At 64.8% G+C, this 24,098-nt stretch carries 22 protein-coding genes and 1 pseudogene; 7 read left to right on the top strand and 16 right to left on the bottom strand.

Translation table 11 applies throughout. The annotated features are described in order from the left end of the window. Positions 1 to 194 precede the first annotated feature (194 nt). Entirely contained in the window at positions 195 to 2,195 is a 2,001-nt protein-coding gene (locus ACTJKX_RS30060; protein WP_440727511.1) for a peptidoglycan-binding domain-containing protein, read from the top strand. Between the two features lie 113 nt (positions 2,196 to 2,308). Here the strand turns inward: ACTJKX_RS30060 and ACTJKX_RS30065 are convergent, their stop codons facing one another. The 3 genes from ACTJKX_RS30065 to ACTJKX_RS30075 form a co-directional block, all read right to left on the bottom strand. Continuing rightward, positions 2,309 to 2,548 carry a hypothetical protein gene (locus ACTJKX_RS30065; RefSeq protein ID WP_394307817.1) on the bottom strand — a complete coding sequence of 80 codons (240 nt, stop codon included), beginning with the start codon at positions 2,546 to 2,548 and terminating at the stop codon, positions 2,309 to 2,311. Positions 2,549 to 2,687: 139 nt separating this feature from the next. Beyond that, positions 2,688 to 2,921, bottom strand: coding sequence for a DUF6429 family protein (locus ACTJKX_RS30070; RefSeq protein ID WP_394307816.1), 234 nt, complete (start codon positions 2,919 to 2,921; stop codon positions 2,688 to 2,690). A gap of 35 nt (positions 2,922 to 2,956) precedes the next feature. Further along, on the bottom strand, positions 2,957 to 3,178 hold the full coding sequence (locus ACTJKX_RS30075; RefSeq protein WP_440727512.1) for a hypothetical protein: 222 nt from the start codon (positions 3,176 to 3,178) through the stop codon (positions 2,957 to 2,959). 93 nt (positions 3,179 to 3,271) lie between these two features. Here ACTJKX_RS30075 and ACTJKX_RS30080 point away from each other — a divergent pair, with 93 nt between their 5' ends. Next, complete coding sequence (locus ACTJKX_RS30080; protein WP_440727513.1) at positions 3,272 to 3,685, top strand: VOC family protein; 414 nt, start codon at positions 3,272 to 3,274, stop codon at positions 3,683 to 3,685. 182 nt (positions 3,686 to 3,867) lie between these two features. Here ACTJKX_RS30080 and ACTJKX_RS30085 read toward each other — a convergent pair whose 3' ends face one another. From ACTJKX_RS30085 to ACTJKX_RS30115, 7 genes and pseudogenes are all read right to left on the bottom strand, one after another. Further along, positions 3,868 to 4,056, bottom strand: coding sequence for a DUF2171 domain-containing protein (locus ACTJKX_RS30085; protein WP_068291536.1), 189 nt, complete (start codon positions 4,054 to 4,056; stop codon positions 3,868 to 3,870). 210 nt (positions 4,057 to 4,266) lie between these two features. Further along, positions 4,267 to 4,527, bottom strand: a pseudogene (locus ACTJKX_RS30090) (general stress protein); the annotation flags it as partial. Positions 4,528 to 4,745: 218 nt separating this feature from the next. Beyond that, on the bottom strand, positions 4,746 to 5,804 hold the full coding sequence (locus ACTJKX_RS30095; protein ID WP_394307810.1) for a methyltransferase: 1,059 nt from the start codon (positions 5,802 to 5,804) through the stop codon (positions 4,746 to 4,748). A gap of 752 nt (positions 5,805 to 6,556) precedes the next feature. Then, positions 6,557 to 7,780, bottom strand: a complete 1,224-nt coding sequence (locus ACTJKX_RS30100) for a multidrug effflux MFS transporter (RefSeq protein ID WP_440727514.1) — start codon at positions 7,778 to 7,780, stop codon at positions 6,557 to 6,559. 79 nt (positions 7,781 to 7,859) lie between these two features. After that, the gene (locus ACTJKX_RS30105; RefSeq protein ID WP_440727515.1) at positions 7,860 to 8,150 is read right to left on the bottom strand and encodes a hypothetical protein; all 291 of its coding nucleotides are present in this window, start codon (positions 8,148 to 8,150) and stop codon (positions 7,860 to 7,862) included. Further along, on the bottom strand, positions 8,147 to 10,465 hold the full coding sequence (locus ACTJKX_RS30110) for an FdhF/YdeP family oxidoreductase (protein ID WP_440727516.1): 2,319 nt from the start codon (positions 10,463 to 10,465) through the stop codon (positions 8,147 to 8,149). Before ACTJKX_RS30110 ends, ACTJKX_RS30105 begins: the two co-directional genes overlap by 4 nt. Before the next feature lie 665 nt (positions 10,466 to 11,130). After that, positions 11,131 to 13,182 carry a caspase family protein gene (locus ACTJKX_RS30115; protein WP_440727517.1) on the bottom strand — a complete coding sequence of 684 codons (2,052 nt, stop codon included), beginning with the start codon at positions 13,180 to 13,182 and terminating at the stop codon, positions 11,131 to 11,133. Between the two features lie 459 nt (positions 13,183 to 13,641). On the opposite strand from ACTJKX_RS30115, the gene ACTJKX_RS30120 reads away from it, so the two are divergent. Next, positions 13,642 to 14,928, top strand: coding sequence for an aminotransferase class V-fold PLP-dependent enzyme (locus tag ACTJKX_RS30120; RefSeq protein ID WP_394307801.1), 1,287 nt, complete (start codon positions 13,642 to 13,644; stop codon positions 14,926 to 14,928). A gap of 23 nt (positions 14,929 to 14,951) precedes the next feature. Here ACTJKX_RS30120 and ACTJKX_RS30125 read toward each other — a convergent pair whose 3' ends face one another. Together ACTJKX_RS30125 and ACTJKX_RS30130 are read right to left on the bottom strand one after the other, a co-directional pair. Then, positions 14,952 to 15,767 (bottom strand): hypothetical protein, encoded by an 816-nt coding sequence (locus tag ACTJKX_RS30125; protein WP_440727518.1) that lies wholly within the window; start codon positions 15,765 to 15,767, stop codon positions 14,952 to 14,954. Between the two features lie 179 nt (positions 15,768 to 15,946). After that, positions 15,947 to 17,338 carry a cytochrome P450 gene (locus tag ACTJKX_RS30130; RefSeq protein ID WP_440727528.1) on the bottom strand — a complete coding sequence of 464 codons (1,392 nt, stop codon included), beginning with the start codon at positions 17,336 to 17,338 and terminating at the stop codon, positions 15,947 to 15,949. A gap of 95 nt (positions 17,339 to 17,433) precedes the next feature. Here ACTJKX_RS30130 and ACTJKX_RS30135 point away from each other — a divergent pair, with 95 nt between their 5' ends. Next, entirely contained in the window at positions 17,434 to 18,078 is a 645-nt protein-coding gene (locus ACTJKX_RS30135) for a TetR/AcrR family transcriptional regulator (RefSeq protein ID WP_440727519.1), read from the top strand. On the opposite strand, the gene ACTJKX_RS30140 is transcribed toward ACTJKX_RS30135, so the two are convergent. Together ACTJKX_RS30140 and agp are read right to left on the bottom strand one after the other, a co-directional pair. Continuing rightward, positions 18,075 to 18,509: a class I SAM-dependent methyltransferase gene (locus ACTJKX_RS30140; protein WP_394307794.1), complete on the bottom strand. Its 435-nt coding sequence runs from the start codon at positions 18,507 to 18,509 to the stop codon at positions 18,075 to 18,077. The genes ACTJKX_RS30135 and ACTJKX_RS30140 overlap by 4 nt on opposite strands. Before the next feature lie 7 nt (positions 18,510 to 18,516). Beyond that, the gene (gene agp, locus ACTJKX_RS30145) at positions 18,517 to 19,752 is read right to left on the bottom strand and encodes a bifunctional glucose-1-phosphatase/inositol phosphatase (RefSeq protein ID WP_440727520.1); all 1,236 of its coding nucleotides are present in this window, start codon (positions 19,750 to 19,752) and stop codon (positions 18,517 to 18,519) included. 198 nt (positions 19,753 to 19,950) lie between these two features. On the opposite strand from agp, the gene ACTJKX_RS30150 reads away from it, so the two are divergent. After that, entirely contained in the window at positions 19,951 to 20,418 is a 468-nt protein-coding gene (locus ACTJKX_RS30150) for a hypothetical protein (RefSeq protein WP_440727521.1), read from the top strand. A 50-nt stretch (positions 20,419 to 20,468) separates the two neighbouring features. Here the strand turns inward: ACTJKX_RS30150 and ACTJKX_RS30155 are convergent, their stop codons facing one another. Next, complete coding sequence (locus ACTJKX_RS30155; protein ID WP_440727522.1) at positions 20,469 to 21,641, bottom strand: PcfJ domain-containing protein; 1,173 nt, start codon at positions 21,639 to 21,641, stop codon at positions 20,469 to 20,471. A gap of 296 nt (positions 21,642 to 21,937) precedes the next feature. On the opposite strand from ACTJKX_RS30155, the gene ACTJKX_RS30160 reads away from it, so the two are divergent. Continuing rightward, positions 21,938 to 22,438: a hypothetical protein gene (locus tag ACTJKX_RS30160; protein WP_394307790.1), complete on the top strand. Its 501-nt coding sequence runs from the start codon at positions 21,938 to 21,940 to the stop codon at positions 22,436 to 22,438. 175 nt (positions 22,439 to 22,613) lie between these two features. Next, positions 22,614 to 23,033 carry a hypothetical protein gene (locus ACTJKX_RS30165; RefSeq protein WP_394307789.1) on the top strand — a complete coding sequence of 140 codons (420 nt, stop codon included), beginning with the start codon at positions 22,614 to 22,616 and terminating at the stop codon, positions 23,031 to 23,033. Between the two features lie 39 nt (positions 23,034 to 23,072). On the opposite strand, the gene ACTJKX_RS30170 is transcribed toward ACTJKX_RS30165, so the two are convergent. Further along, the gene (locus ACTJKX_RS30170) at positions 23,073 to 24,023 is read right to left on the bottom strand and encodes a DUF6454 family protein (RefSeq protein ID WP_440727523.1); all 951 of its coding nucleotides are present in this window, start codon (positions 24,021 to 24,023) and stop codon (positions 23,073 to 23,075) included. Positions 24,024 to 24,098 lie beyond the last annotated feature (75 nt).

Genomic DNA, 24,098 nt, shown 5'->3' on the forward strand with positions numbered 1-24,098 from the left:
TCGCAGCAGAAAGCCTCGCTCTGCACCGCATCCCTGCGCTTCTATTGTGACTATCGATTTCGGCCAGCAGCCCTTTTCCCGTCGTGAATTCTTGAATCCTTTTCACGCCGCGACGCCGTGCGAGGTCACGGAAGTAAAAACCGCGCGACCATACCTATCCGCCTGAGATCTGCTGTCCAAATGGAGGGGCTGCCATGGCTGATTGCATCGTGATTTCGCAGGCATCGCTTTTTCCGGATCCCGACGATACGTCCGCGGCGCTCGTCAGCCTGGCGGCGGGCGACCGGGTTTCGCAGCTGCGGGCGCTGTCGAACTGGGCCAAGGTCTCGTTCACCGACAAGGCGGTGCAGACCTATCTCGGCTGGCTCCACGCCGACATGCTGAAGGTCGCGCAGGCGACCGCTTTCAAGCTCTATGACGAGCCGCTGGGCACGCCGCGGCCTGTAACCGGCAGCATCATCGAGCAACGCGCCCAGCTGCCGCCCTGGAAGAAGGTGCGGATCCGGCTGGAGGATGGCAGCGCGGCCGAAGGCTGGATCGACACCGGCGACCTGCCGGCCGGCGGCGGCGACGGCACCGACGAACAGGAAGCCGAGGGGCCGGGTTCCGAGGCCGCCGACGAGCTCAGCCTGGGGCCGAACGAGGTCTATCGCGCGCCCCTCCTGAAGGCCCACGGCATCACCGATATCGATGCCGCCGCCATCGCCGCCCTCATCGATGCCGAGGCGGCCAAATTGCCGAGCGGCCAGTGGAACGCCAACTCCAAGGCCGGCACCAGCAGCGCAGCCGGGCTCACGCAGTTCCTCGACAGCACCTGGACCTCGCACGCCACCAACAAGAAGACGCTGCTGAACCAGGTCTGCAAGGCCAAGGGATTCATCGACGCCGGCAACGACATCATGGCCGCGCGCAGGCAGGCCGTGCTCGACCTGCGTTTCGATCCCGAGCTCGCGATCGTCTCGGCGGCCGAATACGGCCTGTTCAACCTGAGCGCCCTGATCGCCGAGGGGCTGGTCGACGACCAGATCGGCGACGACGAGAAGGCCCGCTTCATCTATATCGCCCACCATGAAGGGCTCGGCGGCGCGCAGGCCTTCCTCAAGCAGACGCGATCCTACACCTTCAGCGACCTGGTGACCCAGATCGGGCGCAGCAAGGCGCAGACCTATGTCGATGCCGCCGGCGGCGACACCACGCGGGCCTATCGGGCCTGGCTGAACGACTATGTCGACAGCCATATCGTGCCCGCCAAGTTCCGCAGGAACGGCAGCGCCGCCGCAGCGGCGGGCGGCGGCACGATCGCCCTGTCGCAATTCGACGGCGCCGCCATCCCGGTGGCCGAGCTCGGCGGCAAGACCGGCCTGGTCAAGGCGATCCAGTGGCGGCTGTCGGAGCTGGGCTTCCTCGATCCGCCCGCCGACGGCAAGTTCGGCCCGGTCTCGCTCTGGGCCCTCAGCGAATTCTGCGACCTCAACGGCATCTCGCTCGGCGGCGGCTTCACCGGCGCCCTCGCCCGGCGGCTGCTCGAACCGACGGCGCTCCTGCCCGAGATCACCGCGACCGGAACCTGGTTCGACAAGGTCATCGCCTATATGAAGGCGCAAAAATACTTCATCTGCCGCCATCCCGACTGCAAGAACATCGCCTATCTCGAAGGGGTGAACCCGGACGGCACGCTCAACGACGACAGGCACAACGTCTTCAACGACCTGAGGATCGTCTTCGCCATCGACCGGAGCGGCCGCCCGAATTTCGGGGACTCGCTCTGGGAAGGCACCACCGAGCCGGGCGATTTCTGGACCATCCATCCGATGAACCCCAAGGGGGCGGCCAGGATCGCCTTCAACCAGTACAAGGCCTGGGTGGTCGGTACCCACCATGCCGGCTCGCCGTCGGCCCATGAGGCCCTCGTCCAGGCCGAGCCCCTCAGCGTCTTCCGGGACCTCAACAAGGACTTCCAGCGCACCGGCGACCGGCTCGATACCGGCCTGTTCGCCATCAACCAGCATTGGGGCTATGACGCGCCGCAGGACGATCTCGGCCGCACCAGCGCCGGCTGCCTCGTCGGCCGCACCAAGAACGGCCACCGCCAGTTCATGACGCTGATCAAGGCCGATCCGCGCTATGGCGTGAACCGCGGCTACAAATTCCTGTCAGCCATCATGCCGGGCGACAAGGTGCTGCAAGGCGGGTGAAGCCGGATTCGGTCAGTGAGCCCAACCGAACATCCCGATCCTTGCTCGCCCTGCCCTCAATGCTCGCGTTTGAACTCACCCGATAGCGGCCGGCTCATTGGTCGCAACTGCCCTCAATCGATCGCATGGGCTCGGTGCGCCACCGTGGTGGCAAAGGCGCGGGCGCTGGCGGCGTACCATTCGGGCGGGTGCTTGGCAGCCAGCCCGGCGACCGAATGCACCGTGTCGGACAGCACACGCTTGCCCGCGGCGTTCTTCGCCACGCTGAACCTATAGGAATGCCCCTCCTCATGATGGGCGATCACCACCTCCAGGCGGGATTTCGAGACGATGTCGAAGGCATGAGCTGACATGAGCGCTTTCCCGGGACGATTGTGGTTACGGCGACAGGCTTCTCAATTGGGGTTCTTGTTCGCTTGGGAGGCCTGATCGTCAGCGCCAGTATGGCACCAAGCTGCCCATTAAGCGAACGATCACCTCAGACCTCACCGCTTACGTCTCCGGTCGCGCGAACAAGGTGAGGAAGAACTCCTCGGAACGCCGCAAACCTTCGTCGGTCAGCACCAAGGATTTGTTGCGGTTGACCGGGGCGTCGAACAGGCCCTTTCTGTGCAACCGATCCAGCGCAACCCAGTCGAAGCCTTTCCAGGCGCGGCGACCGTCATGCAAGGTCAGCCATATCAAGCCGAGTACCGCGGCATCGACCTTGTCATCATCGGCTTGCATTTAGGCCTCCCCGTCCGGCGAGGCGTGATATCCCGTCACCTGTATAGATGCACTTGCCATGGCCTCCACCAGGATTGCTTCGCCGCGCGAGGCTTGACGACGCCCTCGATCCCAGCGCTGCGCTGCTGCGCGTCGAAGGCAAGCCTGATCTCCGCGCCATCCATGTCCCGCGTCGCCGAGAGCAGCGCGAACTCCGCCTTCACCGCAAAGCCTCGCAGGCGCAGGAAATTCACGGTCTGAGAGAACATGGCGCCCATCAGCGCGCGTCTGACATTCGCTGCATCGGGCCGCCGGCGTTGAATCGCCGCCCGCTTTTCAGCTACCCTGGCCCGGTCAATGCGGAGACTGCCATGCGCTCGCTGTTCCACCTTGCCTATCACGTCACCGATCTCGACCAGGCCCGCCGCTTCTATGGCGAGGTGCTGGGGTGCGAGGAGGGGCGCAGCACGCAGAGCTGGGTCGATTTCGACTTCTTCGGCCACCAGATCTCGCTGCATCTGGGCACGCCCTTCGCCACCAGCCGCACCGGCAAGGTCGGCGATCACCTGGTGCCGATGCCGCATCTCGGCGTGATCCTGCCGCTCGACGCCTGGCTGGCGCTGGCTGCCCGGCTGGAAAAGGCCGGCATCGCCTTCGAGATCCCGCCGGTGATCCGCTTCGAGGGCGAACCCGGCGAGCAGCGCACCATGTTCTTCCGGGACCCGAGCGGCAACCCGATCGAAATCAAGGGCTTCAAGGATTTCGACGGCGTGTTCGCGCGCTAAAGCGTTTTGTGATTTGAATGAATCACTTCAAATCGCAAAGACGCGTCGAACCAAAGAGTTAGAGCAAAGCGCGTTCGCGCCTGGACGCGCTTTGCTCCAAAGCATTTTCCATAGCTGGCACCGTTCACAAACAACAGGCGCCCTCTCGGGCGCCCGTCGTCAGCAGCCGGTGCCGAACGATTCTACCAGACGGCCTGCACCTCCGGCGCCTTGCGCTTGAGATGCACCTGTTCGTCGACATGGTCGACCCAGTCCAGCGGCACGAAATGATGCACGCCATCGGGCGAGGTATTCTTGGCGAGCCGGATCTGGTCGTCGCCGAGATCGTCGACCGTGCCGATATTGACGCCATCGGAGGTGATGACCTCCATGTTCTCGCGGATGTCGCCCCCGGCGGCGTGTTCGGGAGCAAGCAGCGCGCCATCCGGGGCCACGGCGGCGTAGCCCGGCCAGCCGCTCTTGCGCCAGCTCTCGGCCCGCGCCGGCAGGTCGATCGAGCCATATTCCTCCATGATCATCCGGGCGGTTTCGATCTGGTGGCTTTCGGCCTCGACGGTGAGCAGCGTGCCGCCGCGGCTCAGGCCCTCGCTGTAGAGGTAACGCCGCTCATCGGGAAAGAAGAAGTGCTTGAGCATCGCCCAGAAGCCGCCCTCGTCGCGCTGGTGATCATAGGAGGCGGTGTCTTCGCCGCGCACATAGTCGGAATTCTCGTCCTTCGCATTGAGCGTGATCTGGTCGCGGGCAAACCCGGCTGACAGCAATTGCTCGAGGGCGGCTTGGGCATCGGATCGATTGTCGTAGAAGCCGGTGATGATCTCGGTCATGGCAGTCTTCCTTTGCATCCGACCGTGGAGGCCACGGGTCTTGGGTGAGAGGACATTCCACCATGACAATCCCCGAACGGCCTCTGCGTTCCATCGAAAACGCAAATCGATGCCGGAAAAGACCGGGCGAACAGCCTGAACCCCCGCTCCAAATGGCTGATTTGGCGCGCAGGAGCGCGTTCTGGGCGTGCCGGTCCGCAGCCCGATTTTCGGTTCCGGCGAGAGCCCGCCAGCCCCTATTCCCGCACCGCCTCCACCACGCTGACGGCGGACTCGGTCGGCACCACCTGCGTCAGGCGGAAACCGGCCTTGGCGAGAAGCTGGCGGTATTCCTCTTCCGTGCGCTCCTGGCCGCCGGGCAGCGTCAGCATCACCATGTCGAGCAGCTTGCCGGGATGGGGCGCATCGCCGGCCGGCAGCACCATCTCGACCAGCAGGAGCCGCCCATCGGGCTGCATCGCCTTGCGGACATGGGCGAGGATGGCTAGGCACTGCGCCTCGCTCCAGTCATGGATGACATGGGACAGCACATAGGCATCGCCCCCGGCCGGAACCGTCTGGAAGAAATCGCCGGGCTCGATCGTCACGCGCTCCCGCACGCCGCGCGCCTCGAGCAGGGCAGGCGCCTCGGCCACCACATAGGGCCGGTCGAACAGGACACCGCGCGGTTCCGGATGCCGGGCCAGGATCGCGGCGAGCAGATTGCCGGTGGCTCCGCCTACATCGACAACGCTGCGGAAAGGCGAGAAGTCATAGGCCGCAGCGACGGCCTCCGGCTCCTGGCCATGCACGCCGACCATGGTCTCGCTGAACAGGGAAGCTTCCTCGGGGTGCTGGCCGAGATAGTCGAAGACCGGCATGCCGTGCACCTTCTCGAAGGCGGTCTTGCCGGTCTGCAGCGAATAAATGATCTCGTCGAGGGGGCCGCAGAACCAGGAACTGCCGAAGGTCAGCACCGTGGCCCGCGCCGCGCCCGGCGCGCCGGTCCTGAGCGCCTCGCCCATCTCCGTCAGGGCGAAGCGTCGGCCGGGGCGCTCGCCGAGGATACCCAGGCTCGCCAGGCAGCGCATGAAACGGTGCAGCGAGGGCGCATGCAGGCCGAGCGGGCCGGCCAGTTCCTCGGCGCCGCGCGGACCGGCGGTGAGCTGATCAGCCAGGCCCAGCTTGGCCGCCGCCCAGACCATGCGCGCGACCCAGCTGCCGGTTGCGATCTGGATCAGCTTGACATGCGGGGGAGGTTCCTGGATTGCCGAAGGCATGGGCTGGGCTGAGGCCGCGCGAGTCTTGTCGTCCATGGCACCTCTCCCGGGTGGCTTGTGATGGACCATATCTGCAACCTAAAATAGCATGACCGCTGATGCCTCGCACGCAATTACAGGGTTGAATCCTACCGCTCCGAAGCAAACCTCTTCCCCCGGTTCATGGGCGGGCAAGCGCCGCGAGCCGCGTTTCGACCTAGCCAAAGCCTTGCATTATCTCGGGATTCTCTACGGCAATCGCGGCGAAAAGCCTTGCCTATCCGCGAGACCATCCTGCTTCAAAGTGAGCTCGAAGCTCTGGCAACGAATAGGCCAGGACTGATCCTGCCTCCAGCCAAAAAATGCTCCCGAGCAAACGTTAGCATACGAACGAACATTATTGAGACGTCCTTATGAAATGTTATTTCCTGCAATACTACTTGGATGTACTCCCTTGACCCAGTTGACATTGCAAAAAGTGGGTATAATCTTCCCCACCAACAGCCCTATTACAGGGAAGAATGGAAGTTGGGGATGTCAATCGTCAGCGTCATTGCCGCCCCAGGCAGAGACCAGCGCGACTTTCGACCTTGATGACCGGATAAAACTGAAATCTGAGGGAGGTTTTCGGACCTCCCTTTTTTATTGCCGTAGCGTTATCGCAGAGCATCGCGCAAAAAGTGGCTGGTTCCTGCCAGGAAGAATACGGCAATAGTAACCGGCAGCATTGACCTCTGAGCCTTTCCCAACCAGCGAAAGAGCCTCGCCTTGCTTTTGGCGGCAGCGTTGACGCGGCCGACGTCACCAGGTCAGCCCGTGACGCGTCCCCTCCCCGCCATCAGCGTTACGCAGACTGCCGTCAGGGCGACCATGGCGACATAGCCGATGGCGAGCGGGATCACGGTACCGTTGAACACCTGGCCGATCAGGATGCCGATGGCCGCGCCCGGCACCATCTGCAGGAAACCCTGGGTCGAGGCCGCGGTGCCGGCCACCTCGCCGAGAGGCTCCATGGCCAGGGCGCCGTAATTCGACAGGATCATGCTGAACACCAGGAACTGCACCGCGCTGAGCCCGAAAAACAGCCAGAGCGGCAGGGCCTGCAGCAAGGCAGCGACCAGGATGGCCAAGGCTGCCGCGCCGAACACACCGAGCGCCAGCCAGGACAGGAGCCGCATGCCATAGCGGTTGACCAGCTGCGCATTGACCATGCCGCCCAGCGCAGAGCAGGCCGCGCCGCCGGCGAAGAACAGCGGAAACATCGTCTCGACGCCGAAGACGTCGCGATAGATCTGCTGGGAGGAATTGAGGAAGCCCATCAGCGCCCCGAACAGCGCCGCCATGCCGATGATATAGGCGAGCGAGACCCGGTTGGCGAAGACGATGCCGAAGCCCTCGATCACGGCCTTGAGGCTGAGAGGACGCTTGTGCTCGGGCTGCAGCGTCTCGGGCAGGCGCCACCAGACCCAGCCGATCACGATCGCCCCCCAGCCCGCCATGAAGCCGAACAGGCCGCGCCAGTCCATCACCGTCATCAGGCCCTGGCCGAGCGAGGGCGCAAGGATGGGCGAGAGCATCAGCACGGTGAATACCAGCGACATGATCTTGGCCATCTGGTTGCCGGCGAAGACATCGCGCACCAGGGCAGTGGCGATCACGGCGGAAGCGGCTGCGCCACCGCCCTGGACCAGACGCAGGGCCACCAGGGCATTGAAGTCCGTGGTAAAGAAGGCGCACAAGGCCGCCAGGCAATAGATGCCGAGCCCGACCAGCAGCGGTCCGCGCCGGCCGAAGCGATCGGACAGCGGCCCGAACACCAACTGCAGCAGGCCGAAACCCAGCAGATAGGCCGGGATCACCAATTGCCGCCGATTGGGATCGGGCTCGCCGAGACTGGCGCCGATCTGCTGCAGGCCCGGCAGCATGATGTCGATCGCGAAGGCATTGACGGCAACGAGGCTGGCCACCAGCACGATGAATTCCGTGCGCCCGAGCTTGCCCACCACGGGCGAGTGGCTTGTCGTATCGGTCATGATGGGATTCCTATGAGGCGCTTTCATAGGATGATTCCAGGGGTTGCCGATAGGGTTTGGCCGCGATTCGCCGGCGTCCCTACAGGTCGGCCAGCCGTGCCCTGCCTGCCTCGCTGATCGCCACCTTGGTGCGCTGCGTGCGCGCCTGGCGTTCGACCACGTCGAGCCAGCGCCCCTGCTCGGTGAGCTCATGGGCAGCGCGGATCACCAGGGCATGCTCCACCTCGAACAGCCTGGCGAAGCTGCGGGTATCGTCGGCAATATCCAGGGTCACGGCGGCAAGGATGACGCCGTCGAGCGGCGAAAGGCGCGAATCGAGCCGCCGGATCGCCTCGATCGTCGCCAGCAGATCTTCTTCTTCCGCGCTCATGCGGCCACCGCCACCCGGCGCCGGAGAGAAACCAGCACCGATTTGGAGGTCGGCGTGTCGCTTTCCTCGCCGGCGCTCGACAACGGCACCAGCACATTCGCCTCGGGGTAATAGCCCGCAATGCAGCCGCGCGGGATGTCATAGGAAACCAGCCGGAAATTCTCGGCGATGCGGGTGATGCCGTCGTCATGCTCGCCGACGAGATCGATATGCTCGCCGGGCATGGCGCCGATGGCGGCGATGTCGTCGGGATGGATGAAGATCACCCGGCGCTCACCCTTGATACCGCGATAGCGGTCGTCATGGCCGTAGATCGTGGTGTTGTACTGGTCGTGCGAGCGGAAAGTCTGCAGCACGAAGACGTCCTTGCGTCCGCGGGCCTGCTGGAAGGCGGTCGCCTCCGGCAGCGGCACGGCCGCGAAATTGGCACGGCCGGTCGGCGTGTTCCATTCGCGCTCGGCAGCGGCGTTACGCAGATGGAAGCCACGCGGCTTGCGCACCCGCGCATTATAGTCCTCGAAGCCGGGAATGGTGCGGGCGATGCTGTCGCGGATCAAATCGTGATTGTCGGCAAGCGCCGCCCAGTCGACCTTGTCCGAGCCGACGGTCGCGGCGGCGATGCCGGCAATGATCGCGACTTCCGAGCGCAGCTCCTTGGAAGCCGGCGGATTGATGCCGCCCGAGCCATGCACCATGCTCATCGAATCCTCGACCGTGACGATCTGGATCTTGCCGGCGCTGTTGCGGTCAACCTCGGTACGGCCGAGGCAAGGCAGCAGATAGGCAGCACGCCCGGGCATCAGATGCGAATGGTTGAGCTTGGTGGCGATGTGGACGGTGAGGTCGCAGGCCCGGAGCGCCTTTTCCACCAGGGGTGAGTCCGGCGTGGCGCGGGCGAAATTGCCGCCGAGCCCGATGAAGGCCTTGGCGCTGCCGTCGAGCATGGCGCCGATGGCAGCGAGCACGTTGTGGCCGTCGGCACGCGGCGGCTCGAAGTCGAACTCGCGGGCCAGCGCGTCGAGAAAGGCCGCCGGCGGCTTTTCGCTGATGCCGACGGTGCGGTCACCCTGCACGTTGGAGTGTCCGCGCACCGGGCACAGCCCGGCGCCGGGACGACCGACATGGCCGCGCAGCAGCAGGAGATTGGCGATCTCGCGGATGGTGGCCACCGAATGGAGATGCTGCGTCACGCCCATCGCCCAGGTGCAGATCACCTTCTCGGCCGACAGATAGATGTCGGCGGCCGTCTCGATCTCCACCTGCGTCAGGCCAGACTGGTCCTCGATCTCCTCCCAGCTCGTGGCCTCGACGGCAGCGCGATAGGCGGTGAGCCCGTGGGTGTGCTCGGCCAGGAAGGTTTCGTCCAGCAGGGTCGGCCGGCCGGCGGCGCGCTCGGCGTCGTCGCGGGCGAAGACCGTCTTGGCCATGCCGCGGAAGGCAGCCATGTCGCCGCCCAGGCGTGGCTGAAAATAGTCGCTGGCGACGGGCTTGGAGCCGCCGCGCAGCATTTCGAGCTTGTCCTGCGGATCGGCAAAACGTTCGAGACCGCGCTCGCGCACCGGGTTGAACACGACCACGCGGGCACCGCGCATCGCTGCACGCCTGAGGTCGCCGAGCATGCGGGGATGGTTGGTGCCGGGGTTCTGGCCGACGACGAAGATGGCGTCCGCCTCCTCGAAATCCTCCAGCAGCACCGTACCCTTGCCGACGCCGATGGCCTGGCGCAGGGCAACGCCGCTGGCCTCGTGGCACATGTTCGAGCAGTCCGGGAAATTGTTGGTGCCATAGAGCCGCACGAAGAGCTGGTAGAGGAAGGCCGCCTCGTTGCTGGCCCGGCCCGACGTGTAGAACTCGGCCTGGTTGGGATCGGCCAACGCGTTGAGATGGGTGCCGATCTCGCGGAAGGCCTCGTCCCAGCCGATCGCCTCGTAGCGGTCGCTGGCCCGGTCATAGCGCATCGGATGGGTCAGCCGGCCCTGGGCTTCCAGTTCGTAGTCGCTCCAGCCGCTCAGCTCGGCGAGCGTATGCTCGCGAAAGAACACCGGCGTGGTGCGCTTGTCGGTCGCCTCCCAGGCCACGGCCTTGACACCGTTCTCGCAGAATTCGAAGGAGGAGCCATGCTCGGGGTCACCCCAGGCGCAACCTGGACAGTCGAAGCCATCGGGCTGGTTCGCCTTCAGCATGGTGCGGGCGCCCGTCAGGGGCGAGCCGCTCGCCAACAGATGCCGGCCGCAGCTCTTGAGCGCTCCCCAGCCACCGGCGGCCGCCTTGCGAAGCCCGGTCTTGCTGGCTTCGGTCTTCGTGGTCTCGGTCATGGAGGGCTCGCGACGATCTGAAAAACTGCCCCTGCGACATATGGACGACAGCCAGCTTTATCAAATCGAAATATTCTATCACGCGATAGGATATTGCCTTCATTCAGTATTTATATGCATCCATGTTCATATTTATATGAATTACAAACTGGGTACGCGGTCCATTTCCAGTCATACTGCGCAATAACATGTCGCTATAGACGTATCTGTGGCACGAAAGCGAGCTTCCTGCCTATTTCAAAGGCATCAACTCTCACTCGAAAAGCAGATCTGCATGTATTGCATGGCGCATCAGCGCCGGGGTCATATCGAGCAAACCGTTTGCCCGAAAACCTGCAAGGGGATGCGCTACTTGGAGCGCCCTCCCTTTCGGAGCCTTCGCAAGGTGCTTGAAAGTGAATGAATTTGTAGGCGGTGGTGCTGCCCCTCACCTTACCTCTCCCCGTAAGAACGGGGCGAGGAGGCGCAACGTTGCGATTGATCCTCGAAACTTTCATCTCGCCCGACCGTTGGGCGAGATGAAGGGTTTTCGACATAAAACTCGACATGAAAGTCCCCTCGCCCCGTTCTTACGGGGAGAGGTAAGGTGAGGGGCTCCGCGACCTCAACAACGAGGGAGTGCAATTCCGATTCGATGGCCTGCCAAGACCTTGAAAGGGATACGCTTAAGGCGTAGCCGCCACCGGTGCCGTCGGCATCGGAGCGAGCTTGCGCAGCTCTTCCGTCATGCCGGGCGAGAGTTCGCCATCGGCCTTGCCTTCGATGAGGTTGCGCTTGAGCAGTTCCTGCTGCAGCACGACCCGGTATTCCCTGGGCCATTTGCCGAAATTGGCTAGGATGTCGTCGACGCTGCGCGGATCGCCGCCGACAGCGGCATCGCCCATCATGCGGGCGGCAGCGGCATAGTTCTGCGGCACGCCAAGGCCATCGAGATACATCAGGGCGAGCTGATAGGTGGCGTAGCTGTTATCAGCCTTCTGCGCCTTGCCGAACTCCTCCAAGGCATCCTTGACGTCCTGCCGGACGCCGTAGCCGGTCTTCAGCATCAAGGCGAGATGGATGCCGGTATCTTCCGGGCGCGGCAGGCGAGCCTTGTCGAGCGCCGCCATGCCCTTGGCATAGTCCTTCGGCACGTTGAAGCCGAAGAGATACATGTAGCCGATCCAGGCATTGGCCGCCTGGTCGCCGGCCGCGGCCGCCTTGCTCAGTTCGCGCGTGACGCCGGCCTTGCCGCGCAGGCGCTCGAAGGGCTCGACGAAGCCGCGCTTAAAGAAGAAGGAACCGAGCGGCTGCTGCCAGGCCATGGTGAGGGAGATGGAGCTGTTGCCATCCGGATTGCTGGCTCCTCCGGCTCTTGCCTTGAACAGGCGGCCGGAGCTGATCCAGCCGCCCTGGCTGCCGGCGATGCCGGCGCGCAGGTTCATGCCCAGGGCCTTGTCGTTCTGGCCCGCATCGGCGAGTGCATCGCCGAGCTGGTGCATGAAGCGCCGCTCGCGCGGATATTGCTTGAGCGCCGCCTCGCAGGCCGCAACGATCTCCTTGGGCGAGGCCGCACGGGTACGGCGCATCACGGTGTCGGGATCGAGCGGTGCCGCTCCGATCCGATCGCATTCGGTTTCGGGCGCCGGGATGCGCTCGCCGGCCGGCGGCGGCAGCGGATCGAGTTCACTGACACCCAGGAGTTGCTTGAGCCGTTCTTCCGCCGCGCCGGCATCCCGGGAATCGCGATAGCGGTCGCGGAATTCCTCGATCACATCCGGCATGTCGACATCCTTGACCACCTGCCAGACACGCGGATCGGTCATGCGCAACATCGCACCACTGCCGGCCCCGCCATTCTGGAACAGCGAGGGTGGCACCGCCAGCGGCGTGAACTTGGTCTGCTTGCGCGGCGGCGGCTCGACGGGCGGCGGCGGTTCGGCCGGCGGCACCATGGCCACCTGCCCGCCGCCTGCCGCTGCCAGGGTAATGACGTCGCCGCCCAGCGATCCGTTGAAGAAGGGTGTCTGCTGGCGATCGGTGGCGCTGAGCACGTCGTCGCGCACCTTGCCGAGGGCGAGGCGGATGTCGAGGCCGGGCTGGGTGAGATAGCGGGCCAGAGCCTGTGCATAGGGGCTGTTGATGCCGTTGCCATCCAGCGCCACGCTGCCCTCGCGGGCGGCATAGGCGACGAGCACATTGTCCCCCTCCGGCTCCACCCGTGCCAGGCCCTTGCCGACGGAGCGCGTGCCGCGCGTGCGCGCCATCCTGGCGAGGAAGGGATTGTTGCGGCAGGCATCGAGGATCACCAGCTTGAGCTGGCCGGCGCCGTCGGTCGACTCGACCACGCGCGACAGAGCCAGGGTCTCGTCCTGGACATCGCGATCGCTGGACAAATGCGCATCGGTCGGTACCAGATAGTTTTCGCCGCCGATCTCGATGCCGTGCCCCGAAAAATAGATCACGGCGATGTCGGCGCCCGAGGCGCTCGCCTGGAAGCGGCGCAGAGCCGCGATCATGCCGGCCCGGTCGGCGTCGACGACGGTGTCGACCGCATCGAAACCAGCCTTCTGCAGCGTCTGCTTCAGCAACCCGACGTCACGCCCGGGATTGGCGAGGCGCGGCACCTTGGCATAGTCGCTATTGCCGATCAGCAGCGCCACGCGCCGGCCGGCAAGCGCGACCTCCGGCACGAAGGCGACGGCAAGGAAGAGCAACAGGGCAAGGCAGCGTTTCATCGAGCAATCGAACCGTTCTGGAGACTCCATGGCCGCCAACGGGCGGCTCGCCTATCTCCGATGGAACAAGTGAGCACGAATGTCCATGGGCTGCGAACAACAAAGCCTCACCTGAACCTTTCGAAAACGCCTGGCGCGGAAGTCGTCAGCCAGCATGGCTACCCGTGTAAAATTCGTCCATATTGAGTCTGCCGAAGCCGTTGTGGAATTTAGAGAGATGACTACTCGCGCTGTTCGCATAATGTATCCAATCGAGACTATGAAGTTTGGCGTGCGCGAGTTCGGACTGCTTGACGACAATGGCTATCAATTGTCCTTCGCTCAACATGTTGCAGTGGGCTGACCTTAACTCGAGCGAGCCAGGAATCGACTTCCAATAATGCCCTCGCTCTTCATTCCCCCGTCATACCCCGGCCCTATCCACGCCGGCAGTTCGACATGCAACATTCGGGGGCTACCATGATCCAGCGTCGCAATTTCCTGATCAGCGGGCTGCTGACCACCGTTATGGCCGCGACGCGGCCGGCGCAGGCGGCCGAAAGCGTTGCCCTGCCGGCGCCGGACCCGAGCAAGCTCGCCACCGATGCCGGCTTCTGGTCCGGTGTCCGCGACCTCTATGACGTCGACCGCTCCACCGCCAATCTCGAAAACGGCTATTGGGGCATCATGGCCCGGCCGGTGCTGGAGACCTATGTCGAGAACATCCAGCGCGTGAACCGCCAGAACACGGTCTATGCCCGCAAGTCCTTCGATGCCGACTTCGCCGCCGTGCGCGACCGCGTCGCCGGCGCGCTCGGCGTCTCGCCCGAGGAGATCGCCCTCACCCGCGGCGCCACCGAGGCGCTGCAGACGCTGATCGCCGGATACAACAAGCTTCAGCCCGGCGACACCGTGCTCTATGCCGACCTCGACTATGATTCCATGCAATATGCCATGGGCATGCTCGAGAGCCGCCGCGCCGTCACGGTCAAGAGCTTCGCCATCCCCGAGCCGGCCACGCGCGAGGCCGTGCTGGAGACCTATCGCAAGGTCCTGGAGGAAACGCCCAAGGCCAGGCTCCTGCTCCTCACCCATCTGTCGCATCGCACCGGGCTGGTGATGCCGGTGCGCGAGATCACGGCGATGGCGCGCGCCAAGGGTGTCGACGTCATCCTCGATGCCGCCCATAGCTGGGGCCAGTTGCCGCTCGACATGACCGATCTCGGCGTCGATTTCGCCGGCTTCAACCTTCATAAATGGATCGGTGCGCCTGTCGGCCTCGGCTTTCTCTATATCCGTAAGGGCCGCCTCGCCGACATCGACACCCATATGGGCGACAAGGACTGGCCGGCCGAGGACATCCGCTCGCGCATCCACACCGGCACGCTCAATTTCGCCGCCGCGCTCACCATCCCGGCGGCGCTCGATTTGCACCAGGCGATCGGCGTCGCGGCCAAGCATGCCCGGGTCAGCCATCTGCGCAATTACTGGGTCGAGCGCGTCGCCGGCATCGGCGCCATCGAGATCCTGACGCCGAACGATCCGGCCCTGCACGCCGGCATCACCTCGTTCCGGATCAAGGGCAAGGTGAGCAAGGACGACAATACCGCCATCGTCACCCGGCTCAGGGACGAGTTCAAGGTGCTCACCGTGCGCCGCGCCGGTGTCGCCGCCGGCCAGTGCATCCGTGTCTCCCCGGCCGTCTACACCACCGAGGCCGAGCTCGACCGCCTCGTCGTCGCCCTGACGGCCGTGGCCGCGGCCTGAAGCAAAACGCTCCGGTCCGGCCCTCACCAGCGCATGCTGCGGTCGAGCCGGATGTCATCCTGGACCGGCGAGACCGCAGCATGGACGGCGGCGCGTTCCTCGTCGGTAAGATCGAGCATTTCGAGCCCGGCATCGAGCAGGATCGGCGTCGAGGTCGTCTGGGGCACAACTGCCAGCACCTGGCGCTCCTCGGTGTCGAGGAAGAACGGTATCTCGTTCTTCTTCAAGATGCTGGTCGCCTTGCGGGTCTTCCCATCGAGCGAATATTCATACTTGATCGTGTGGTTCAGCCAAGTCCGGGTCTGCGTCAGGACCTTGGCCACGACGGGCCTCATGACAACCGGTTTTGCCACGGCCCGCCTGAGCCTCGATGCCTTGAACAGCATCGCAAGGCCTGCGATGCCCAGGACGGCAAAGCCACCGACAAATGCGAGAAAGGTGAGGATGCGATCGCTGATCTTCTCGACGCCCAGTTCCAGGGTGAGCAGCCGTGGATCCTCGCGCGAGCGTACAACCCCCGTTTCATAGCCTCCGGTCTGCATATCCACGAACATCATCTCGACCCTGCTGCTGGCGCCGTCGGCAGCGATGATGGTGGCCGAGCAATCGGTGAAGATGAGCTTGCGGGTCTTGCACTCGCCATTTGAAATCCGCGCATCGTCGGCGATCTCGTAACTGCGGCTGATCTTGTAATCGCGCCACAGATCCTCGGCCTGCCACCAGGCCATGCCGCCGGCGAAGGCGAAGCCGACCAGGACGACGAAACACCCCGTGAGGCGGCTGATGCCGATACGGTTCGCCCGCAGGGGGCGGGTGGGAAATGCGTCGAGCACACTCATGGGGCCGCTTGATCCGGATTGACGATGGGCTCGTCTTATCGCCGGGCAGCGAGCGTGTCATCAGATCAAGCCGGTTTCTTCTTGAGAAATTACAGTCGAGTTTCGCTGGTTACACCGACATGACTTCGGCAAGCCGCGATCATCACCGCGCGCGGCCCAGAAACGCTTTCGTTACCGCGTTATCGCCGCTGCACACCCTTCATCCGCAATTTGCGATCCGGCCGCAGTGTGATGCGCAACTTCGGCTTGGGTTCGGACATATCGACGGAACGCAGCGAGAAGCCCTTCAGCAATACGGCGAGAATGGCTACCGCCTCCAGCATGGCGAAGGCGCTGCCGATGCAGGTGCGCGGTCCGGCGCCGAACGGCATATAGGCATAGCGATGGCGCCCTTTCGCCTGCTCCGGCGCGAAGCGATCGGGATCGAAGCGCTCCGGCTCCTCCCACAGGCTGGCATGACGGTGCACGGCATAGATCGGCACATAGATCGCAGCGCCGGCGGGAATGGTATGTTGGCCGAGCTTGAAGTCGACCAACGCCACGCGCGGAATGATCGCCGCCGGTGGGTAGAGCCGCATCGCCTCCTGGAACACCTGGCGCGTATAGGCCAGGCTGGCAACATGTTCCGGCAGGACAGCGCCGGCCTCCCCGGTGACGGCCTCGATTTCCGCCAGGACGCGCGCCTCAACGTCGGGATGGGCAGCAAGGAGATGGAAAGTCCAGGCAAGGCCGAGCGCCGTGGTTTCATGGCCGGCCATGACGAAGGTCAGGAGGTTGTCGACCACCTGCTCATCGCTCATGCGGCGCCCGCTTTCCGGATCGGCGGCCGACAGCAGCAGGCCGAGCAGATCCTGCCTTTGCTCGGACGACTCGCGGCGGTCGGCCACGACGCGCGACAGCGTGGTGCGCAGATAGCCGGCCGATCGCGTGATGCCGCTGCGCCCGGGATAAGGCAGCCATTCCGGCGCCTTGAGCAGGCCCATGGCGAAGGTCCAGCCCGACCCTTCAAGGTAGCGCGTGACGCTGCGCTCCACCGCCTCGGCATCGATGGCCCCTTGCCCGGACATCATGGTCTCGACGATGATGTCGAAGGTGGTGTGCATCATCTCGTGGCCGATATCGAGTTCAGCACCGGGAGGCGTTTCGAGCCAACGAGCGCCGGTGCGCTCTGCGGCAGCGATCATGGTGGGCAGGAAGGCGAGCAGTTTCTCGTGGCGAAAGCCCTGCGCCACCGACTGGCGCTGCCATTTCCAGTGCTCGCCATCGGCCGTGAGCAGCCCCTCCCCGAGCGCCGGGCCAAGACCGCGCCTTGTGTCCTCGCCCTTGCCAAGAGCAGCGCTGTTGGTGGTCAGCGCCTCGTGGATCAGCACGGGATCGGTGAGGAAGATCCTCAGCTTGCCGCCGCTGCGCGTGACCACCAGCGGCTCCCTGAAGGCCTCAGGCGGAATGACCTTGAGCGGATTGGTGATCATGGCCGAGAACACCGCCAGCAGGGAACTGCGACTGACGGCGACGCCTTCGCTCGCTTCGGAAATCACGGGATCGACTGCAATGTTCACGCCGGCCTCCATCGCTTGGATTGTACCCACACCAGCAATCGACTTAAGGTAATGACCTTAGAGTTGGGCAGCATTAAGGTGAACACCTTAAATCTGGACGGAGACGCATGGCGATCGGGACGAAGCGAAGTACGGCAGCAACCAGCAAGGGCGGCGAAACGCGCGGGCGCATCGTCACGCTCGCGCTCGGCCTGTTCAACGAGAACGGGCCCGATCGCGTCACCACGGCGCAGATCGCCGCCACCGCCGGCATCAACGAAGGCAATCTCTATTACCATTTCCGCACCAAGGAAGCGCTGGTCGCGGCCGTGCTCGACCGTTTCGAGGCCGATGCCATGGCGTTGCTGGCGGAAGGAACCGCTGATGTGGCCGATCCGGCGGCGTCCTTCGGGTTGCTGGAGCGCTGGTTTGCCCTGATCTGGGACTATCGCTTCCTGCTGCGCGACATGATCGGCCTGCTGGCGCTCTCCCCGGAGCTGCGTCTGCGCGTGCGGGGTCTGAGCACGCATCTGCGCGAGGCGGTCGAGGCGCTGGCCCAGCGCTTGCGCGAGCGGGACCTGCTGATCGTGCCCGACGAGCAGTTCCAGCCATTGCTCGCCAATCTATGGATCGTGGCGACGTACTGGGCTCTTTATCTCGACCTTCACGAGGGTATCGACGCCCTCACACCGGACCATCTGGCCTGGGGCCTCGGCCAGGTCCGCAGCCTGCTGCGCCCCTATCTCGCTGCCTCCCTCCAGGCCCTGATCTAGGCCGAATCGAGCCGAACTTCCCGCAGCGGATCGCCACCATCGATGAAAAGCCGGCCCTGTGGCGTCAGTGCAGCCGCGAGGCGCAACCGCACCTTCTCGCCGGCCGCCGGATGCCGCCCGTCGAGCGCACCGACGCGAATGGCCACGGCCAGGTCATAGGGCATCTCGCCCCGTTCCAGCACGAAGGCCTCGGCGGCGGCCTGCCGGAAGCTCAGCCATCCCGCTGCGATCTCGGCCTTGGAGCCCACGACCGCCTGGGCGATCGCACGGGCCGAACGGTCGATTGCCAGGACATGGCCCCCGCCGATACGCGCCGCCATCGCCCGCGCCAACGCGCCCGGGCCACACCCGATCTCCAGCACCCGCAGGCCCGGGCGCAGCGGCAGGGCCTCGAGGATAGCGCGCAGCCGATCGGACAACTCGCCTGTCATTGCCGAGCTAGGGCATCGTCTTGGCGAAATCGCTCCAGGCACAAAAGCCATCCTTGTCGGCGGGACAGCCCTTGAGCTTCAGCGTCACCCGGCGCGGCGGGTTCTTCGGCGTGAGCTTGGTGCCTTGGCGCAATTGCTCCTTGGTCTGATAGACATAGTCGAGCCGGAACAGGTCGCGATTGCCCTTGGTGTCGCGCCAGCGCTGGAACTGGATGACGCCGCCGATAGGCGTCTTCTCGTCCTGCCCCGACAGCGCATAGGGCTCGGCCTCGAGCGCAGCGAGGACGGAGGCGACATTGGAATCATGGCCGAACAGCACCGTCACCGGCACGGCCTTGCCGGCCTCCGGCTTCACCAGGGCACCGGCAATATAGGCCAGCATCGGCCCGGCAACGTCACGGGCCACGGCGGGCGAGGTGAACAGGGCTTCCTGGTAGCCGTTCTTGATGGCGGCGAGCGAACGCCACTGCCCTTCGTTGCGGATCTTGCCCCAGGCGACGTCACCGGATGGAAAGCCCTCGTAATATTGCAGGGTGAAGGCGTCGACCACGGCATTGCCGAGCTTGAGCGGCCCCTTGGTGCCCGGCTCCTCGCCGGCCTTGGCGGTGAAGCTGTCCTCGCCCTTGGTCAGATCGCACAGCTTGTCCTGCGTGCAGCTTTGCGAGGCTTTGAAACCGAGAATGCCGTCGAGCAGCCGATAGCCCGATGCCAGTGGCGTGGCCTTGGCCTTCTCGGCCATCGCCGCGACTGCCTGATCCCTGAAGCCATCCTGGTTGTCGCGGATGGCGGGATTAAAGGTGGGATCCATCGTGCCCATCTTGTCCTGGTGGTGCACGGCGACATCACAGCCGGCAAAGGCACCGGCGACGAAGAACTGCGCCGTCGCCACCGTGCGCTGCAGGCTGTTGGCATAGATGTGCACGCTGCCGGATGCCGGGCAGGCATCCTTGGGGACCAGGCCGTTCTCCGCCAGCCAGCCGCCGATCGAGCGGCCCATATAGGTCTCGAGAATGCCGCCCTTGACCGTGAGATTGCCGCCCGGCACCTCCCATTCCGGCCATTTCTTCTCGGTGACCTTGGCGAGCGCACTGCCGCTATTGGCCAGCGGGGCGCGCAGATTGTGCCTGCTGAGCATCAGCACCTGCTCGAGCTTGTAGCCTTCTGGCACAGATCCAGCCGACGCCTGCGTCGCCGGAAAGGCGCAGGCTGCCGCGGCCAGCAATACGGCATATCGTGCGATCATAGCGATTCCTCCCCCTTGCCTGCCCCAATCAGTGGCACAGGCGGAGGATGTTGTCGCCCCCGGTTGTGCGCTGATCGCACATCGCTGCGATGCTGGCGGAACGACACGCCGTACGGAACCCTGTAACAACGGGGATAGGGATTGCCTGCACGTACGATAGGATGGCGTGACGACATCAGTCCTCGGAATGTTTCGACCATGACCACCACCCGCAGAACCGCAATGGCCCTGCTGCTGACGGGAGCGATGGCCGCAGTCGGCCTCCCGGCGCTCGCCGCGATCCCCGACATGTCCCCGGCCACCCTCACCGCCGAGGCGGATCTCATTCTCACCGGCCGCCTGGTGGCCGTCACCACCACCAGGAAGGTGCCGGAATGGGTGAAGAGGCGCGATGACATTTCCTTCTTCGAACGAGGCGCGTTCGTCGACGAGGTCTTCACCCTGGCGATCGAGGTCGGCACGGTCGAGAAGGGGTCGCGCGGGCTTGCCGGCAAGACCATCGCGGCGCATGGCTGGCGCGCCCATGGGCGCCCACCGGGCTGGGCCGGCCCGGGCGGCACCATCCGCGACCTGCCGGCCGAGGGCACACGGATCAAGGTCTGGCTGCGTCGCGAGCAGGATGGCTGGGATTTGATGTCGCCTTCCGGCCTTGTACCCGCGCCATGATCGGATGGGCAGGCGGCACCACCTGCCGGTTCGCCGTCAGGTGGTGCCGTTCAGCGCAGGATCACTCCGCGCGCCTTCGCCCAACGCTTCAGCATCGCCTCCTCCTCCGGCCTGGCGAGCCGGTTGGCAAGGCCTCGGATCTGGACGGCGACATGCTGACGGTCGAGTTCGATCGTCAGCAGGCGCTCCACCGCTCCGGCTGCCCGGCGGCGCAGCGACCAGATCGAGGCATTGCCGGTGAGGCACTTATAGGCATAGCCCGAGACGCAATGATGCATGGCGCGGCTCTCGGCGATGAGATCGGCACCGGTCTTGAGCTGCACCACCAGGATTTCCTCGCGACGATGCCGCGCCTCCTTGGCCGAAGGCTTCCATGACCAATCGGCCAGGGCCGCGCCCGGCCAGCGCCCGCCATCCGAGGGCTTGCCATCGGTGGCCGGTCGCCTTGCCTGCGCGCCGGCATGGCGCTGTGCCATTCGCCGGATCTGGTCCAGCTGGGCCAGCTCGCGGTGCCAATCCCGCATCTGCCGCTGTAGTGAAGCCGGCGTGCGCCCCTTCAGGCTGTAGCGACGATCCGCCCGGAAGCGGGCCGAGAGGAAATCGCAGAGATCGTCGATCGCCTCCAGCGGTAGCGGATGCAGGCAGAAGAAACGCGCCACCTCGCGCCAGAAGGCGTGGGCCTTCGGCGTGCGCGGGGTTGCCGCGATCTTCGAACGGGCGATGCGTAGCGCCACACCGAGATCGTCGGTGTAGGAACGGGCGATCGCCTGCCAGAGCGCCGCCTCGAAGGAGAGCGCCACAGGCGGATTGAGAAAGGCATGCACCTCCTTGCGGGAGAGCAAGTCCCTCGCGCACTCCTTGTAGAGTGAGCCGCCCTGGGCGGCCACGAGATACCAACGCTTGCGTTCCCTCGCCTCGGACGCCTCCAGGCCCGCGGGACCGGACCAGATCTCCTCGAGCGGAGCGGGCACCGGATAGCGGGCGAAGAGATAGCGCGCCGCCGCGACCTTCAGGCGGGCGGGATCGCGCGTCTTCAGGTGCGGACGCCATTCACCGGGATCACGCAGCACGAAGCTGGACAAGCCGACCCGTACCGCCGCGATGGCATCACTCAGGGGAGAAGGAGACTGCGCCCGCCGCGCGCAGGCGCGCAGCGTGGCCTCATAGGCCTCGATACGTTCGCGCTCGGCGTCCTGCCGGCGCTGAATCATGGAACGTGCCATGGTCGTTCAACCTGATGGAACTATGGACAGCCGGACGCAATGCAGGCGCCGGCACGAAACATGACGTTCCCTGTTGCGATCTCATGGCTGTTCTCCCTCGGGTCGAACGGTTGCGGGGCGCGCTCTCTAATCCCGACATGCTTCCGGCGCAAGAGTCAGCGTCGAAAGCGCGACATTTCCGGTCGCTCTGCGGCATTTCTGCATCAAAGGCCACCGTCGATTGTTCCGGCTCGCTTCCCAAACCAGACGCTGGCGCCTATACACGGCGGGCCCAAGGCCCAGGCAAGGAGCCCCCGATGACCCCTTCCCGTTTCGAGCCTCGCGCGCGGCGCGGTGCCGCCATGTTCGCAGCAAGCCTGGTGCTGGGCTTTACTGCAGGTCCGTCCGCCTTGCCGCCGGCCAGGGCCGGTGACGTCACCGACAAGGCCGTGATGCTATTTCGCGACGCCTGCCTTGCTACCGCACCCGCCTTCGACAAGGCGATGGCAGCGGCAAAGAAGCACGGCATCAAGCCGCAGATGGATCTCGGAGCCAGTCTGGTTGGCATGGCGCCGGACGGCAGCTACTCCCTGCAGGTGCGCGGCAAGAAGGAATGCGCCGTCACGGCCGAGAAAAACGCCGGCCCGGCCGTGGCCGATCAATTCCGCAGCGTGGTCGGTGCAGCCGCGGGCGTGCCGGCCGCCAGCCTGGCGAGCGAAGGCCCGATCCAGATCACGATGCGGGGCCAGGCCTATGTGGTCCGCCACGATCGCAAGGGCGGCGAGGCCTATGTCATCATGAGCACGGCGGGTCTGTAGGGAGACCGAGGTACCCTTGGCTCGAAGGCACTGCGCGAACAATCCTGACGGTTTTTCGGTCGACCGACCAAGTACTGTCGGCAAACTTCGCAGCCGAGGTCCCGGTACAATCGACGGCATGGATAACCTAACGTCACCATGCTATCGAGAGGATCCTTGCCGGAATTGTCTCACCATGCAGCGGGATCCCATGATCAAATACGGTATCGCGGCCTTGCTTGTGTTCGGCGCAACCGCCGCCAACGCCCAGACCTGTTCCTCCAACTTCACCATTTCGGGAGGGCTGGCCCCGGCGATTTCGACATGGGATGTCTTTCCTGGCTTGAGCCCTGCCAAGGCGATCGACAATCTGACGCGAACCGCCCATCTCAACAGCTACTGGGTCGGCATCAAGGTGAACCGCCGTCTCGGCCTTCTGACGGCTCTCAACGACGGGGCGCGGAACGGGCGCGTCCAGGAAGTCAAGATGGTCGCCCGCAAGCGCGGCAACGCCACGCGCGTCGACTACACCATGATCCTGAACCCGGGCCAGATACCGGGCCCTGATTTCCGCTCCGATGTCTGCCGGATCATCCGCTCCGCGGCCGGAGGCTGAACGCCGGGCCCTTCGCCAACCGCAAAGGTCTCTTCGACATCAAGGCGTCTGCGCCTCGTACACGAACAGGGTCGACTTGTCGTCATCGGGCATGAAATAGGCCCGCAACCCGCCGGCCCTGGCTTCGATGAACGCCGGATTCTGGGTCATCGGCAGGCCGGAGGGTGCCCACAGTTCGACGGGGACCTGCCAGACCGGCCTGTTGTCCTTGAGATCGACCAGTTCGAGGCCGCCCAGGCGGAAAGGCGCGGCGTCCGGCGTCACCTTGTAGGCATTCAGGCCGGAACAGAGCATGCGCGAACCGCCGGCATAGTGGCAGTCCTGATAGTCGATATACTGTGCCGGGTTCATCACACGCAGCGCCTCCGGCGCTGCATCGGCATTGCTGATCTTGCCGCCCGCCCCGAGCGGCCAGGCGTAGAAGCGCCGCGATCCCCAACTCACGCCATGCAGCGAGTTGCGTTCGGTGTCGTGGACGATGCCGCCGACATGGTCCTTGAAGCGGAACACCTCCACCGCCTTCATGGTGGCCGGGTCGACCTTGTAGATGATCGACCGGCTGTTCGGCCGATATTCGGCCACCGGCACCCAGATGAACGTGCCGTCGAAGTCGATGCCGCCGGGGTGGTAGATGCTGCCCTCACCCAGCTTGAGGTCAGCCAGCAGCTTGCCGTCCTTGGAAATGCGGAAGAGATGGCCTTCGCCCTCGCCGGTATCGCGATCGTAGCCCTCGCGCGGCGCCGGATATTTGGTGGTCGGCTTGAGGATGTTCACCGAGGACACGAAGAAATCCTCGCCGATCTTGACCATGCCCTGCGGATGGAAGGTCGGGAAGGCGATGGGGATGGCCGCAACCTGCTTCCAGGCGGTCCCGCGCGTGAGCTTGGTCACGCGGTCGGCGACCGAGGCTTCCTTGGCCCTCGCCGTGCCGACCGTACCCGGCAGCATCGCAAGGGCGGCAAGCAAAGCGGCAATCCTGATTCTAACCATCACATCATCCTCCACGGGCGGTGCCTTACGACATGCTTCTAACGGCGATATGACCGTTCAGACAGGCCGATGGTT

Source organism: Labrys sp. 22185 (assembly GCF_052045555.1).
Classification (GTDB): Bacteria; Pseudomonadota; Alphaproteobacteria; order Rhizobiales; family Labraceae; genus Labrys; species Labrys neptuniae.

What these genes read in the sequence shown, in the direction of transcription:
- ACTJKX_RS30060 (WP_440727511.1), top strand. Translation starts at nt 195, where the DNA reads ATGGCTGATTGCATCGTGATTTCGCAGGCATCGCTTTTTCCGGATCCC.
- ACTJKX_RS30065 (WP_394307817.1), bottom strand. Translation starts at nt 2,548, where the DNA reads ATGTCAGCTCATGCCTTCGACATCGTCTCGAAATCCCGCCTGGAGGTG.
- ACTJKX_RS30070 (WP_394307816.1), bottom strand. Translation starts at nt 2,921, where the DNA reads ATGCAAGCCGATGATGACAAGGTCGATGCCGCGGTACTCGGCTTGATA.
- ACTJKX_RS30075 (WP_440727512.1), bottom strand. Translation starts at nt 3,178, where the DNA reads ATGGGCGCCATGTTCTCTCAGACCGTGAATTTCCTGCGCCTGCGAGGC.
- ACTJKX_RS30080 (WP_440727513.1), top strand. Translation starts at nt 3,272, where the DNA reads ATGCGCTCGCTGTTCCACCTTGCCTATCACGTCACCGATCTCGACCAG.
- ACTJKX_RS30085 (WP_068291536.1), bottom strand. Translation starts at nt 4,056, where the DNA reads ATGGAGGTCATCACCTCCGATGGCGTCAATATCGGCACGGTCGACGAT.
- ACTJKX_RS30095 (WP_394307810.1), bottom strand. Translation starts at nt 5,804, where the DNA reads ATGGACGACAAGACTCGCGCGGCCTCAGCCCAGCCCATGCCTTCGGCA.
- ACTJKX_RS30100 (WP_440727514.1), bottom strand. Translation starts at nt 7,780, where the DNA reads ATGACCGATACGACAAGCCACTCGCCCGTGGTGGGCAAGCTCGGGCGC.
- ACTJKX_RS30105 (WP_440727515.1), bottom strand. Translation starts at nt 8,150, where the DNA reads ATGAGCGCGGAAGAAGAAGATCTGCTGGCGACGATCGAGGCGATCCGG.
- ACTJKX_RS30110 (WP_440727516.1), bottom strand. Translation starts at nt 10,465, where the DNA reads ATGACCGAGACCACGAAGACCGAAGCCAGCAAGACCGGGCTTCGCAAG.
- ACTJKX_RS30115 (WP_440727517.1), bottom strand. Translation starts at nt 13,182, where the DNA reads ATGAAACGCTGCCTTGCCCTGTTGCTCTTCCTTGCCGTCGCCTTCGTG.
- ACTJKX_RS30120 (WP_394307801.1), top strand. Translation starts at nt 13,642, where the DNA reads ATGATCCAGCGTCGCAATTTCCTGATCAGCGGGCTGCTGACCACCGTT.
- ACTJKX_RS30125 (WP_440727518.1), bottom strand. Translation starts at nt 15,767, where the DNA reads ATGAGTGTGCTCGACGCATTTCCCACCCGCCCCCTGCGGGCGAACCGT.
- ACTJKX_RS30130 (WP_440727528.1), bottom strand. Translation starts at nt 17,338, where the DNA reads ATGGAGGCCGGCGTGAACATTGCAGTCGATCCCGTGATTTCCGAAGCG.
- ACTJKX_RS30135 (WP_440727519.1), top strand. Translation starts at nt 17,434, where the DNA reads ATGGCGATCGGGACGAAGCGAAGTACGGCAGCAACCAGCAAGGGCGGC.
- ACTJKX_RS30140 (WP_394307794.1), bottom strand. Translation starts at nt 18,509, where the DNA reads ATGACAGGCGAGTTGTCCGATCGGCTGCGCGCTATCCTCGAGGCCCTG.
- agp (WP_440727520.1), bottom strand. Translation starts at nt 19,752, where the DNA reads ATGATCGCACGATATGCCGTATTGCTGGCCGCGGCAGCCTGCGCCTTT.
- ACTJKX_RS30150 (WP_440727521.1), top strand. Translation starts at nt 19,951, where the DNA reads ATGACCACCACCCGCAGAACCGCAATGGCCCTGCTGCTGACGGGAGCG.
- ACTJKX_RS30155 (WP_440727522.1), bottom strand. Translation starts at nt 21,641, where the DNA reads ATGGCACGTTCCATGATTCAGCGCCGGCAGGACGCCGAGCGCGAACGT.
- ACTJKX_RS30160 (WP_394307790.1), top strand. Translation starts at nt 21,938, where the DNA reads ATGACCCCTTCCCGTTTCGAGCCTCGCGCGCGGCGCGGTGCCGCCATG.
- ACTJKX_RS30165 (WP_394307789.1), top strand. Translation starts at nt 22,614, where the DNA reads ATGCAGCGGGATCCCATGATCAAATACGGTATCGCGGCCTTGCTTGTG.
- ACTJKX_RS30170 (WP_440727523.1), bottom strand. Translation starts at nt 24,023, where the DNA reads ATGGTTAGAATCAGGATTGCCGCTTTGCTTGCCGCCCTTGCGATGCTG.